Origin of the sequence: Streptomyces sp. NPDC047072 (assembly GCF_040643855.1) — a bacterium.
Classification (GTDB): Bacteria; Actinomycetota; Actinomycetes; order Streptomycetales; family Streptomycetaceae; genus Streptomyces.
In genome coordinates this window covers 15,876-28,612 of the sequence record NZ_JBEYVC010000038.1, presented here as the reverse complement: position 1 = coordinate 28,612, position 12,737 = coordinate 15,876, and the positions used below count along the sequence as shown (strand labels likewise).

The following is a 12,737-nucleotide window of genomic DNA, read 5'->3' as shown; positions in this document are numbered from 1 at the left end:
GCGCTCAAGATGTCCGGTCGTCCGCCGGGTTCACGGCTCGTGGGCGGACGCCGGGGTGGAACGAATGGTCAGGCGGCGGGCGGCGAGTGGGCGGCGCCGTCCGGGAGGTGCGCGGTAGGTCGCGCCGGGTCCGCGGCCTTTCCGGGAGGCGGCGGCGCGGTGGAGTCGCGGACGACCAGTTCGACGGGCTGGTCCTGTGCCGCCGGGAGGTCCGTGTCCGGGTGCTCGATGGCGTGCACGAGGAGCCTGAGGCCGTCCCGGGCCACGGCGTCGAACGGCTGGCGCACGGTGGTCAGAGGGGGCAGTACGTAGGCGGCGAGCGGAATGTCGTCGAAGCCGACCACGCTGACGTCCTCGGGGACCCGCCGTCCGGCCTCGGCCAGGGCGCGGACGAGACCGACGGCCATGTCGTCGTTGGCGACGAACACCGCCGTCAGGTCCTGCCTCGCGGCCAGTTCACGGCCCGCCGCGTACCCGGACGCGGCCGACCAGTCGCCCGTGACGACCGAGGGCTGCGGACACCTCCGTGCCGCGAGCGCCTGCCGCCATCCCTCCTGCCGGTCCCGGGCGGCGAACCACTGGTGCGGACCGGCGAGGTGATGGACCGTCACATGCCCGAGATCCAGCAGGTGTTCGGTGGCGGCCCGGGCCAGCGCGACGGAGTCGACCCCCGTGGCGATGGTCCAGCCGTCCGTGCCGGCACCGGCCGGTGCGCCGAGGACGAGGACCGGGACTTCGGAGACGAGCGGGTCGGTGCCCTCGTCGATGGGCTCCGACACGACGATGCCGTCCACGCCCCGTTCCAGGAGCGACCGCATGGCACCGCCGATGCCGCCCGGGTCACCTTCGAGCGTGTTGACCACGCTCAGCGCGTATCCGGCGTCCCGCGCGGCCCGTTCGACTCCGAGGAGCAGCGAGGCGGGGCCGTACAGGGCGGTGCCGAGGGCCACGACGCCGATGGTCCGGGTCCGGCCCGAGGCGAGGGCACGGGCCGCGTTGTTCAGCCGGTACCCGAGGTCCGCGGCCGCCTCCAGCACGCGTCGGCGGACATCCTCCGAGACGTACTGCTCGCCGTTGAGGACCCTGGACACCGTCTTCTGGGAAACGCCCGCCCGCTCGGCCACGTCCACGCCCCGCGGCGCGGCGGGACCGCCGTCCCGCCCTCTTCCTCGCGTCATGGCGTCTCCCGGTGTTCAGCGCTTCGGATCATAGACGGTCACAGCCGACCGACCACGCCTCAGCGGATATGACTGCGCTGTCATGACTGCGCAGACATATGTACGCAGCAGACCCCCACCACGTCAAGACTTCACGCATGGCCGGCTTCTCCGACCCACGGCCCGACAACGCCCTCAAGGGGCGCGGGGCCGTATCGATTTGCGGCTCCGCCGCGTGGGCGCGACCAGCCACAACGCAGCCGCACAAGCTCCTCAACCCATGCCTCAACGGCGATGGACTCCCCCTCACAGGGCGCCGTCATACAAAAGGTCCACCAGCGTCGCCCGAGCCCGAGCCACCCGCGACCGAACGGTCCCGACCGGACAGTCACTGATCTCGGCCGCATCCGCGTACGGCAGTCCCGCCACCTGCGTGAGCACGAACGCCTCCCGCCGCTCCTCGGGCAGCGCCGCCAGCAGATCCAGCAGCGCGACCCCGTCGTCGAACCCGGGCAGGCCGCACGGCTGGGCCGACTCCACGGCCAGTTGCCAGTCCGCCACGTCCGAGAGCCGGGGGCGGGTGGACGCGTACCGGAAGCTGTCGACGACGGCCCGCCGGGCGATGGACAGCAGCCACGAACGCGCCGACGAGCGCCCCTCGAAGCGATGGAGGCTGCCGAGCGCCCGCAGGAACGTGTCCTGGGCGAGGTCGTCGACGGCCTGGGGGTCGCCGCACAGGTGGGCGACATAGCGCTGGACGTCACGGTGCAGTGCGCGCACGAACCGTTCGACGGCGGCCGCGTCACCGCTGCGGGCGGCCAGCGCCCAGGCGGTTATCGACGCGTCGACCGAAGTCGACATGTCGGTCTCGTGGTCCATGTCGTCGGGCGCGTCAAGCAGGGCAGGGGTGCTCACCAGGTGTCCTTCTCGGGATCCGTGACCCGGACCGGGGCGCGCGGGGGCGCGAACGGTCCGGTGAGTGGGGAAGGCGGTCCTACGGCACGGGGGCGCGACGACTCGTTGCCGCTACGGCGCCCGCCCGGGCGTACGACCGGGGGCCGGGGCGCGCAGGGGCGGCCCCGGGGAATCTGCTGTCGTCAGAGGACAGCCGTCCCCGCCGGTGGTCCCCGGGAGGTGATCGCGTGGACGAGCAGGCGAAGAGCCGGCGCCCGTTGCGAGCGCGGACGACACGGGCGCCGACGCGGACGGACCGGGGCGAGGGGTGGCGCCAGCAGCAGCCGTAGCGGCGCCGTGAGCCGGCCGGCCATGGCTCGCAGGATGCGGAACGCGGCGCGCTCCCCGTACGCCAGCCACAGGCCGGTCAGGAGCGCGGCGAGCAGGTGGGCGGCGAGCATGCCGGACGACGAGCCGCCGCCCGCGGAATGCCCCATGTGATCCATCGGACTCATGTGCGCGGAGCCCATGTCCATGGCATCCATGTGTGCGGAGCCCCTGAGCGAGGCACCCATGTGCATCGCGCCCATGTCCGAGCCCATGTTCATGGGGGCCGACTCCCCCGACGCGGCCTGCGCGAGCGAGAACACCTGGTGCAGCACCGTCTGGACGGCGACCACGGCCGTCACGACGAGCGGCAGCCCCCGTTCCCGTCCGGCCAGCGCCCAGCCGAGGGCCCCGGTCCCGAGCGCGCCCGCGGCCAGCGCCCCCGCGGGCACGTGGCTGCCGGACATCAGGACGTGGGCCAGCGCGGCGAGCAGCACACAGACGGCCGCGAACACCGCGGCCCGTCCTGTGCGCGCAACCCACCCTGCTGTCATGGCGCCACATCCTCGCACCCGCACATCGCCCGTCCTACGGATGTACGGGAATCCACAGGGCCTCACACCCTGTTCCCAGGATCGCTCAACTCCCTTACCGATCAAGTTATGTGATGGGCAATCAGAAGCGACCTCCGGGACGGACCACCACCGCGAGCGTCCTGACCGGCTCGCTGTCCTCGAAGTGCAGCGTGAACGACACCAGGTCGCCCGCCCGCCACCCCGCCTTGCACCGCAGGGTCACGTCCACGCCGTCCGGTGCCATGGACAGCTCGCTGCCCGCCGGTACGGTCACCGCGTCCACGCTCTCCCGTGCGGCGGCCGCCCGTCCGGTGGCGACATGCCGACTGAGTTCGATGTCGCCCCCGGTGCCGGAGGACGTCACACGGACCAGCCGGTCGTCCGCGCCGCCCATGTTGGTGACGACGAAGAAGGCCGCGGTCCGCGTGTTGTCGCCGTAGGGCAGGAACACGCGTCCGTTCGACACGGTGATCCGGGCCGGGCTGCCCGCCTTCCCGGCCGCGGCCCAGGTGGTCAGTCCCCCGAGGGCCAGACTGCACGCGGCGACGGGCGCGATGATCGCGGACAGGCTCTCGGTGAGCCGCCGCCGGGTCGGGCGCCAGGGGTTCGGTCCGTTCACCGGGGGTGCCTCCCTATCGGTCATGGGGTGCCCCTCCGCCCAGGTGAGGGCTTCCCGGCCCTCAGCCGCAGACTGTTGGCGACCACCAGCACGGAACTCGCCGACATCGCGGCGGCGGCGACCATCGGGTTCAGCAGGCCGACCATGGCGAGAGGGACGGTGACGACGTTGTAGCCGAACGCCCAGAGGAGGTTGACGCGGATCGTGCCCAGCGTGCGCCGGGCGAGCCGGACCGCGTCCGCGAACGCCTCGATGTCCCCGCGCACGAGCGTCACGTCGGCGGCTCCGATGGCCACGTCCGTGCCGCTGCCCATGGCGATCCCGAGGTCGGCCCCGGCCAGTGCGGCGGCGTCGTTCACGCCGTCGCCGACGACCGCGACCCGGTAGCCCTCGGCCTGGAGGTCCCGTACGAGGTCGGCCTTGTCCTCGGGGGTGCAGCGTGCGTGCACCTCGTCGATCCCCAGTGTCTCGGCGACGGCCCGGGCGGGCGTCTCCCGGTCGCCGGTCGCGAGAACGGGCCGTACGCCGAGCCGCCGCAGCCGGTCCACGGCACGGTAACTGCCCGGTCGTACGACGTCCCCGACCTCGACGAGGGCCTCCACGACCCCGTCCACGTACACCAGCACCGGCGTATGGGCCGCGGCTTCCGCCACCGGCAGCCCGGCGGGCAACTCCGCGTCGGGCGCCCGGACTTCGACGGCCCGCCCCTCCACCCGGCCCCGCACTCCGCGCCCGGGGAGCGCACGGAACTCCGCCACCTCCGGCAGCCGTTCCCCCGTCTCCCGCCGCGCGTACGACGCGATGGCCCGCCCCAGCGGATGTTCCGAGCCCTGCTCGACGGCCCCCGCCAGCCGCAGTACGGCGGCACGACCGAGCCCGTCCGGTACGGCGGTGACGCGCGCGACGCTCATGTGGCCCGAGGTGAGGGTGCCGGTCTTGTCGAGGACCACCGCGTCGAGGTGCTGGAGTCCCTCCAGGGCCTGCGGACCGGTGACGAGAACGCCCAGTTGGGCCCCGCGCCCGGTGGCCGCCATCAGCGCGGTCGGCGTCGCGAGGCCGAGGGCGCACGGACAGGCCACGACCAGGACGGCCACGCAGGCCGTGATCGCCGCCTGCGGTTCGGCCCCGGCACCGAGCCAGAACCCGAGCGTCGTGACCGCCAGCGCCAGCACGACCGGCACGAAGACACCGGCCACCGAGTCGGCAAGTCGCTGCGCCTTCGCCCTGCCCTCCTGAGCCTCCGTCACCAGACGGGTGATACGGGCGAGTTGGGTGTCGGCACCGACCGCGGTGGCCCGTACGAGCAGCAGCCCGCCCGCGTTGACGGCCCCGCCGACCACGGCCGAGCCGGGTCCGACCTCGACCGGTTCGCTCTCGCCGGTGACGAGGGACAGGTCGACCGCCGAACTCCCCTCCGTGACCCGCCCGTCGGTGGCGATCCGCTCGCCGGGCCGCACGACGAAGACCTGGCCGACGCCCAAGTCCTCGACGGGGACAAGCCGTTCGACGCCGTTCTCCCGTACGGCCACCTCTTTTGCGGCGAGTTGGGCGAGGGAGCGAAGGGCCGCGCCGGTCCCGTGCCGAGCCCGTGCCTCCAGGAACCGGCCGGTCAGGACGAACAGCGGTACGCCGACGGCCGCTTCGAGGTAGATGTGCGCGACACCGTCCGGGGCGGACGGCACCAGGCTGAACGGCATCCGCATCCCGGGCACTCCGGCTCCGCCGAGGAACAGCGCGTAGGTGGACCAGAGGAAGGAGGCGACGACACCGAGGGAGACCAGGGTGTCCATGGTGGCCGTGGAGTGCCGAAGTCCCCGTGCCGCACGGACGTGGAAGGGCCGAGCACTCCAGACGGCGACGGGCGCGGCGAGCACGAAGCACAGCCACTGCCAGTTGCGGAACTGGAGTCCGGGCACCATCGACAGCACGAGGACCGGCAGGGCGAGCGCCGCGGTGACCAGCAGCCGTCGTAGCTCCTGCCTGGCGTCCTCGTCTCCGCCCTCCCCCTGCTCCTCCTGGGACGGTGCCGGGAGCGCGGCCGTGTAGCCGGCCTTCTCCACGGTCTCCACTAGCTGCCGCGGACCGATGTGCGGCGGATGGCTGACCCGGGCCCGGCCGGTGGCGAGGTTGACGGTCGCGGTGACGCCGTCCAGCCGACCCAGCTTCTTCTCGACGCGGCTCACACAGGCCGCGCAGGTCATGCCGCCGACGGTGAGGTCGGTGGTCACGAGCGCGGTGAGGGATTCGGTGCTCATCAGCGCGTCCCCTCGCCCGTGCCGTCCATGCCCATGCCACCCATGTCCATACCGCCTCCGCCGGTGCCGTCACCTGCGCCGCCGCCCCCGCCGGTCCCGGTGCCGTGCATGCCGGGGGCCACCGGGCCGGAGGCCGCGCCGACGCCGTACGAGACGCCGAACATCAGCGCCAACAGCAGCAGGAAGCCGCAGAGGGCGGGCGGAGGAACGTACCTCCAAGATCGCCGGGACTCTTCCATCAACCGTGTCTCCAGGTCGCAGGCACGACGTCGACCGGATCGCGCCGTGCTGCCACAGGAGTCGGACGGGGACGGTCCGGAGTTCCCGAGCCCCGCACTTTTCCTCAGCGAAACGGTTTCGTACACTTAGAGACCGGGGATAGTTCAATCACGTACGAAATGCTCCCCGAGGGACGAGGAACAGGTGGACTCCGACAGCGCCGCACTCCGACGCACCCCACGGCGGCGCAGCCGACTGTCGCCGCAGCGGAAGGCGGAGCTCTACGCGGCCGTCCTCGACCTGCTGCGGGAGGTCGGCTACGACACCCTCACCATGGGGGCCGTCGCCGCCCGCGCCCGGTGCAGCAAGGCCACCCTCTACCGCCAGTGGGCCGGGAAACCGGAACTGGTCGCCCAGGCCCTGCGCCGGCAGAAGCCGGTCACCCTCGCCGACATCGACACCGGCTCCCTGCGCGGCGACCTCTCCGAGATGGTCGTCCAGGCGGACCACCGGCGGCTGGCCGAGGACACCGCGCTGCTGCGGGGGCTCGCCCAGGCCGCCCAGAGCCACCCCGACCTGTTCGAGGCGCTGCGCGACCTCGTCATCGACCCCGAACTGGCCGGACTCGACGCGCTGTTGTCGCGAGCCGTCGAGCGCCAAGAGATCTCCGCGGGGTCCCCGGCCCGGACCTACGTCCCGCACGCGCTGCTCGGCGCCCTGATCGCCCACGAACTCGTCGAGGAGGGCCCGGCCGACCGCACGTTCCTGCGCGACTACGTCGACGGCGTGATCCTCCCCGCCCTCACGGCCGCTCCGTGAGGCACACTCGGCCCATGGAGACAGAGGAGTACGTCCGGATCCTGGGCCACGAGGGCCAGTTGCTCGCGTCGGCCGCCGCGGCGGCGGGGCCCGACGCCAAGGTGCCGACCTGCCCGGACTGGCAGGTGCGGGACCTGCTCAAGCACACCGGCGTGGTGCATCTCTGGGCGGCCGGCTTCGTCGCCGAGCGCCTCGACTCACCGCGCCCCATGGGCGATCCGCCCGACCTCGACGGCGCACCGCTGGTGGAGTGGTACCGGGCGAGCCACCGTCGTCTGCTCGACACCCTCACGGCCGCCGAACCCGGCCTCAAATGCTGGCACTTCCTGGCCGCGCCGTCCCCGCTCGCGTTCTGGGCCCGCCGCCAGGCGCACGAGACGACCGTCCACCGCTTCGACGCCGAGGCCGCCCGCGGCGGCGCCCCGGCCGAGATCGGACCGGCGTTCGCGGTCGACGGCATCGACGAGCTGCTGCGGGGCTTCCAGGCCCGCGACCGCGGCCGGTTGCGCACCGAGACGCCCCGGGTCCTGCGGATCCGGGCCACCGACGTGGACGACGCGGTGTGGACCGTACGACTGACGCAGGAGCCGCCCGCGACGGAAGGCGGCGCGGCCGGCGAGGCCGACTGCGAGATCTCCGGGCCGGCCGCCCGCTTGTATCTGGCCCTGTGGAACCGGCTGCCGTTCCCGGCCGTGACCGGGGACGTCGCGGTGGCCGACCTGTGGCGGGAGAAGTCGGCGATCGGCTGAGACCGGCCCGGCCGTCGCGGCTCAGTCGGCCACGAGCATCCGGGTCAGCACCGCGCGCTGGACCGGCAGGGCGTCCCGGTGCAGCGCGCGCCCCTTCGACGTGAGCTGCACCCGTACACCCCTGCGGTCCTCGGCGCACATCCCGCGCTCCACGAGGTCGTCCTTCTCCAGTCGGGCGATGAGCCGCGACAGGGCGCTCTGGCTCAGATGGACCCGCTCCGAGATCTCCTGGACGCGGTAGGAGCAGCCCCCGTCGGCGAGGACGTCCAGCACCTCGAAGTCGCTTGCGCACAAACCGTGTTGTTGCAGGGCCCGGTCGAGTTCGCACTGCGTGCGCGCGTGCAGCGCGAGGATCTCCCGCCACTGTTGCGCCAGCACCTGTTCGGGCTTCGTCGCCACCATGGGCACGCACCGTAGCAGAGACCACGAATTATTGCACTGGAATTAAATGCGCTTGCATCCCATGCATGTGCATGTAGTGTCGTCGGCATGACCTCTCCGCTCACCCACCCCGGGTCCGAGGCGCGCTGGACGCCCCGGCTCTGGGGCACCCTGCTGGTGCTGTGCGCCGCGATGTTCCTGGACGCCCTCGACGTGTCGATGGTCGGCGTCGCCCTGCCGTCCATCGGCTCCGACCTGGGCCTTTCCACCTCGACGCTGCAATGGATCGTCAGCGGCTACATCCTCGGCTACGGCGGTCTCCTGCTCCTCGGCGGCCGCACCGCCGACCTGCTGGGCCGGCGCCAGGTCTTCCTGGTGGCCCTCGGCGTCTTCGCGGTCGCCTCGCTGCTGGGCGGCCTCGTCGACTCCGGCCCGCTGCTGATCGCCAGCCGCTTCATCAAGGGCCTGAGCGCGGCCTTCACCGCGCCCGCGGGCCTGTCCATCATCACCACGACCTTCGCCGAGGGCCCGCTGCGCAACCGGGCCCTGTCCATCTACACCACCTGCGCGGCCACCGGCTTCTCGATGGGCCTGGTGCTCTCCGGCCTGCTCACCGAGGCCAGTTGGCGCCTGACCATGCTGCTGCCCGCGCCCATCGCCCTGATCGCGCTGCTGGCGGGCCTGAAGCTGCTGCCGCGCAGCGAGCGCGAGAAGGACCACAACGGCTACGACATCCCCGGCGCGATCCTCGGTACCGCGTCGATGCTGCTGCTCGTCTTCACCGTCGTCCAGGCCCCGGAGTCCGGCTGGGCCTCGGCCCGAACTCTCCTGTCCTTCCTGGCCGTTGCCGCCCTGCTGACCGTGTTCGTGGTCGTCGAGCGGCGCTCCCCCGGTCCGCTGATCCGGCTCGGCGTGCTGCGCTCCGGCAACCAGATCCGCGCACAGCTCGGCGCGCTGGCCTTCTTCGGGTCGTACGTCGGTTTCCAGTTCCTGACCACGCTGTACATGCAGTCGCTGCTCGGCTGGTCTGCGCTGCACACGGCGCTCGCCTTCCTGCCGGCCGGTGCGCTGGTGGCGGTGTCCTCGACGAAGGTCGGCTCGATCGTCGACCGGTTCGGCACCCAGCGGCTGATCGCGGTGGGCTTCGGGCTGATGGTCGTCGGGTACGGGTTGTTCCTGCGCATCAACCTCGACCCGGCGTACGCCACCGTCGTGCTGCCGTCGATGCTGCTGATCGGCGCGGCCTGCGCGCTGGTCTTCCCCTCGCTCAACATCCAGGCCACCAACGGGGTCGAGGACCACGAGCAGGGCATGGTCTCCGGGCTGCTCAACACCTCGGTGCAGGTGGGCGGCGCGATCTTCCTGGCCGTCGTGACGGCCGTGGTGACCGCGGGCGCCCCCGAACACGCCACGCCCCAGGCGGTGTTGGACAGCTACCGGCCCGGACTCGTGGTGGTGACGGGCATCGCGCTCGCCGGGTTGCTGATCACGCTGCCGGGGCTGCGCGGGCGTCGCGGGGAGCCGCAGCGGTCCGTGGTGGTCGCCAAGTCCACGTCCCTGGAGGAGGCGGAGCGCGTACCCGTACGCGACTAGGGGGACGCCTCTCCAGGTGCCCGGCGGGGTTCGCTTGCCCCGCCGGGCACCGGCCTGCGAGGCTTTCGGGATGACGTCGTATGACGGGGGACGGCGCGGTCAGGCCGAGCGGGACGCCATGACCGTCGAGATCGGGTACGCGCTGTGCAGTGCGCTGTTCGCGGCGGCGGTGCTCTTCGGAGCGGTGGCCGGACCCGCCCTGCTCTTCGAACTGCCGCACACCGTCGAGCTGTTGCTGCTGCGGATCGGGCTCGGCGTCGCCCCCGTCGTTTTCGTCGCCCGGGTGATCAGCGTGCTGGTGCGCTTCCGGTCCGGGGGTCAGCCCAGCCAGCCCGGTCGGACCAACCCCGACTCGTAGGCCAGTACCACCAGTTGGGCCCGGTCGCGGGCGCCGAGTTTGACCATCGTGCGGCTGACGTGGGTCTTCGCGGTGAGGGGGCTGACCACCAGACGGCGGGCGATCTCGTCGTTGGTCAGGCCGATCCCGACCAGGGCCATCACCTCCCGTTCCCGCTCGGTGAGTTCGGCGAGGGCGCCCTCCGCCGCGGGCTCCTTGGAGCGGGCCGCGAACTCGGCGATGAGACGGCGGGTGACACCGGGCGAGAGCAGGGCGTCGCCCTCGACCACCGCCCTTACCGCGCGCAGGAGTTCTTCCGGTTCGGTGTCCTTGACCAGGAAGCCGGAGGCACCCGCGCGGATCGCCTCGAAGACGTACTCGTCGAGTTCGAAGGTGGTGAGCATGACCACCTTCACCCCGCCGAGGGCGGTGTCCGCCGTGATCCGCCGGGTCGCCGCGAGGCCGTCGAGGAGTGGCATCCGGATGTCCATCAGGACGACGTCGGGCCGCAGTTCACGCACCGCGCGCACCGCCGCCTCGCCGTCGGCGGCCTCCCCGGCCACCTCGATGTCGGACTGCGCGTCGAGCAGCGCCTTGAAGCCGGCCCGCACGAGCGACTGGTCGTCGGCGAGCAGTACGCGGATCACCGGTTGTCCTCCTTCACCTTGAGAGGCAGTACGGCGAGAACCCGGAACCCTCCGTCGGGTCGCGGCCCCGCCTCGATCGTGCCACCGAGCGCGGCCGCCCGCTCCCGCATTCCGGCCAGCCCGTTGCCGCTGCCGCCCGTGTCGGCGCCGGTCGCGGGTCCGTCGTCGTCGATACGGAGCCGTAGGGCTCCCCCGTCGTGTTCGAGCCGTACGCGCGCGTGCCGGGAGCCGGAGTGCCGTACGACATTGGTGAGCGCCTCCTGGACGATCCGGAAGGCGGCGAGGTCCGTGCCGGGCGCGAGGCGGGGCGCCTCGCCCGCCACCTCGACGGTGAGGCCCGCGTCCGCGGCCTGGGCGACCAGCTCGGGCAGCCGGTCGAGACCGGGCGCGGGGGCGCGCGGTGCGTCACCCGGCGTGCGCAGGGTGTCGAGGACCTGGCGGACCTCGCCGAGGGCCTCCTTGCTGGCGGACTTGATGGTGGTGAGCGCGGTGCGGGCCTGCTCGGGGTCGGTGTCCAGGAGGGCGAGGCCGACGCCGGCCTGCACGTTGATGACGGAGATGCTGTGTGCGAGGACGTCGTGCAGTTCCCGGGCGATCCGCAGCCGCTCCTCGTCGGCGCGCCGCCGCGCGGCCTGGGCGCGCTCGGCCCGCTCCCGCGTCCACTGCTCGCGGCGGGACCGCGCGAGTTCGGAGACGGCGAGGATCGCGACCGTCCAGCCGGCGATCACGCCCTCCTGCCCCCAGGCGGCGGCATCGTCCTTGGCGGGCGGCAGCCACTGGTAGAGCCAGTGCGCCACCAGCACATGTCCCGCCCAGAACATCCCGAGCGCGGTCCAGGCGGCCCTGCGGTGCCCGGCGACGACGGCGCAGAAGCAGGCGAGGGCGACGGTGAGGAAGACCGGGCCGTACGGGTATCCCGCGCCCAGGTACACCATGGCGGCGCCGGCCGTACCGAAGGCGACAAGCACCGGCTGCCGGTGCCGCCACAGCAGCAGCCCGGAGCCGACCACCAGAAGCACCCGCGCGAAGAGATCGAGAGGGGCTCGGTCACCCACCTGCTGAGCCTCCGCGAACCGCGACCCCACAAGCACGAAGCCGGTCAGCAACAGGGTGGACGGCCACGGCCACCGCCGATTCGGACCGCCGTAGCGACCCCACGACGGCCGCCACCACAGCGACGCCCCGCCCCCATCCACGCCCTGCTCACCGTCCATACCAGCCACGCTAGACGCCCGGCCCCACCCCGGGCGTCATCTGAGGGCGGTGCTCACGCGTACTCCCCGGGAAGTACCCAGGCGAGGGGACCCCACTGTGACCGAAGGGCTGCCTGCGGGCGACATCAAGTTCGGCGTCGCCCCGGTGACGACGGTCAGCGCGGCGGAGGCTGTTCGATCGTGCCGCCCCGGTGGGGTGTGGGGAGGTGACCCTCCGCACCTGAGGGCAGGGTGTCGAGGCAGGTCTGGGAGCAGGCGTTGACCAGGAAGGGGAGGACATCGGTTGCCACCGGGCGGGAGAGCCAGGCCTGGTGCGGGCCTGTCGCCGGGACGGGGGCGGTGCAGACACCGCAGGTGGGGGCCGCGGTGGTGCCCCAGCGGGCGGGATCCAGGTTCTCGAGGTCCAGGACCGTGTCGCCGGGCGGGGCGAGGCGTGGGAACGGCGGCCGGTACTTGTAGTTGCCGTAGATCGAGCGCGTACTCACCGTGCTGCGTGCCAGCCGAGAGCACCGCGTGATCTCGTACGGGAACCAGTGCAGCCGTCGCGAGGTGTACGGGCTGAACTCCTCCAGGCTCGTCATGTCGCCGATCTCCGGAGGGATCCGGACCAGGTTGCTTCCGTACAACACCAGGGTGCGCACCGCGGTCAGCCGCCCGATCGACGCCGGCAGCGTCACGATCTGCCGCCGCTCCTCGGGGCTCAGCTCCGGCAGCGGGCGGAACTCCTCCCGCCCGTCGGCCACCGCCTCCTCGACCAGCTCCAGCAGCCTGAGCCAGCCCGGAGCGGTGGTGTCCTGGATCTCGGCGTGGAAGGACGTCGTCGCGCCGGGCGGACTGACCCGGATCTGGCTGAAGCAGTGGCAGTCGTCCTGCGGCACCCCGGGCCGGAAGTCCATCGCCTCGGGAAAGCGGTTCGGGAAGAGCTGTGCGGGCAGCTGTTCGTCCGTCATG

At 72.5% G+C, this 12,737-nt stretch carries 14 protein-coding genes; 4 read left to right on the top strand and 10 right to left on the bottom strand.

Features of this window, described 5'->3' with window-relative positions; genetic code table 11:
- Positions 1-68 precede the first annotated feature (68 nt).
- The 6 genes from ABZ896_RS18685 to ABZ896_RS18660 form a co-directional block, all read right to left on the bottom strand.
- On the bottom strand, positions 69-1,178 hold the full coding sequence (locus ABZ896_RS18685; RefSeq protein ID WP_360929627.1) for a LacI family DNA-binding transcriptional regulator: 1,110 nt from the start codon (positions 1,176-1,178) through the stop codon (positions 69-71).
- A gap of 285 nt (positions 1,179-1,463) precedes the next feature.
- On the bottom strand, positions 1,464-2,036 hold the full coding sequence (locus ABZ896_RS18680; RefSeq protein ID WP_360929735.1) for a sigma-70 family RNA polymerase sigma factor: 573 nt from the start codon (positions 2,034-2,036) through the stop codon (positions 1,464-1,466).
- A 218-nt stretch (positions 2,037-2,254) separates the two neighbouring features.
- Entirely contained in the window at positions 2,255-2,932 is a 678-nt protein-coding gene (locus ABZ896_RS18675; RefSeq protein ID WP_360929625.1) for a hypothetical protein, read from the bottom strand.
- A 121-nt stretch (positions 2,933-3,053) separates the two neighbouring features.
- Positions 3,054-3,572, bottom strand: a complete 519-nt coding sequence (locus ABZ896_RS18670) for a copper chaperone PCu(A)C (protein ID WP_360929623.1) — start codon at positions 3,570-3,572, stop codon at positions 3,054-3,056.
- A gap of 20 nt (positions 3,573-3,592) precedes the next feature.
- Positions 3,593-5,827, bottom strand: coding sequence for a heavy metal translocating P-type ATPase (locus ABZ896_RS18665; protein WP_360929620.1), 2,235 nt, complete (start codon positions 5,825-5,827; stop codon positions 3,593-3,595).
- A complete protein-coding gene (locus tag ABZ896_RS18660) occupies positions 5,827-6,066 on the bottom strand; it encodes a hypothetical protein (protein WP_360929617.1) in 240 nt (79 codons plus the stop codon). Before ABZ896_RS18660 ends, ABZ896_RS18665 begins: the two co-directional genes overlap by 1 nt.
- Positions 6,067-6,250: 184 nt before the next feature.
- On the opposite strand from ABZ896_RS18660, the gene ABZ896_RS18655 reads away from it, so the two are divergent.
- Positions 6,251-6,865 carry a TetR/AcrR family transcriptional regulator gene (locus ABZ896_RS18655; protein WP_360929614.1) on the top strand — a complete coding sequence of 205 codons (615 nt, stop codon included), beginning with the start codon at positions 6,251-6,253 and terminating at the stop codon, positions 6,863-6,865.
- A 14-nt stretch (positions 6,866-6,879) separates the two neighbouring features.
- Positions 6,880-7,614 (top strand): maleylpyruvate isomerase family mycothiol-dependent enzyme, encoded by a 735-nt coding sequence (locus tag ABZ896_RS18650; RefSeq protein ID WP_360929611.1) that lies wholly within the window; start codon positions 6,880-6,882, stop codon positions 7,612-7,614.
- Positions 7,615-7,635: 21 nt separating this feature from the next.
- Here the strand turns inward: ABZ896_RS18650 and ABZ896_RS18645 are convergent, their stop codons facing one another.
- The gene (locus ABZ896_RS18645) at positions 7,636-8,016 is read right to left on the bottom strand and encodes a MarR family transcriptional regulator (RefSeq protein WP_360929608.1); all 381 of its coding nucleotides are present in this window, start codon (positions 8,014-8,016) and stop codon (positions 7,636-7,638) included.
- An 87-nt stretch (positions 8,017-8,103) separates the two neighbouring features.
- On the opposite strand from ABZ896_RS18645, the gene ABZ896_RS18640 reads away from it, so the two are divergent.
- Positions 8,104-9,588 carry an MFS transporter gene (locus ABZ896_RS18640; RefSeq protein WP_360929606.1) on the top strand — a complete coding sequence of 495 codons (1,485 nt, stop codon included), beginning with the start codon at positions 8,104-8,106 and terminating at the stop codon, positions 9,586-9,588.
- Positions 9,589-9,658: 70 nt separating this feature from the next.
- Entirely contained in the window at positions 9,659-9,946 is a 288-nt protein-coding gene (locus ABZ896_RS18635) for a DUF6332 family protein (protein WP_360929603.1), read from the top strand.
- On the opposite strand, the gene ABZ896_RS18630 is transcribed toward ABZ896_RS18635, so the two are convergent.
- From ABZ896_RS18630 to ABZ896_RS18620, 3 genes are all read right to left on the bottom strand, one after another.
- Positions 9,907-10,572 carry a response regulator transcription factor gene (locus tag ABZ896_RS18630; protein WP_360929600.1) on the bottom strand — a complete coding sequence of 222 codons (666 nt, stop codon included), beginning with the start codon at positions 10,570-10,572 and terminating at the stop codon, positions 9,907-9,909. The two genes, ABZ896_RS18635 and ABZ896_RS18630, sit on opposite strands and share 40 nt — an antisense overlap.
- Complete coding sequence (locus ABZ896_RS18625) at positions 10,569-11,786, bottom strand: sensor histidine kinase (RefSeq protein ID WP_360929597.1); 1,218 nt, start codon at positions 11,784-11,786, stop codon at positions 10,569-10,571. The genes ABZ896_RS18630 and ABZ896_RS18625 overlap by 4 nt, the downstream gene beginning before the upstream one ends.
- A gap of 155 nt (positions 11,787-11,941) precedes the next feature.
- On the bottom strand, positions 11,942-12,736 hold the full coding sequence (locus ABZ896_RS18620; protein ID WP_360929594.1) for a leucine-rich repeat domain-containing protein: 795 nt from the start codon (positions 12,734-12,736) through the stop codon (positions 11,942-11,944).
- Position 12,737: the final 1 nt, after the last annotated feature.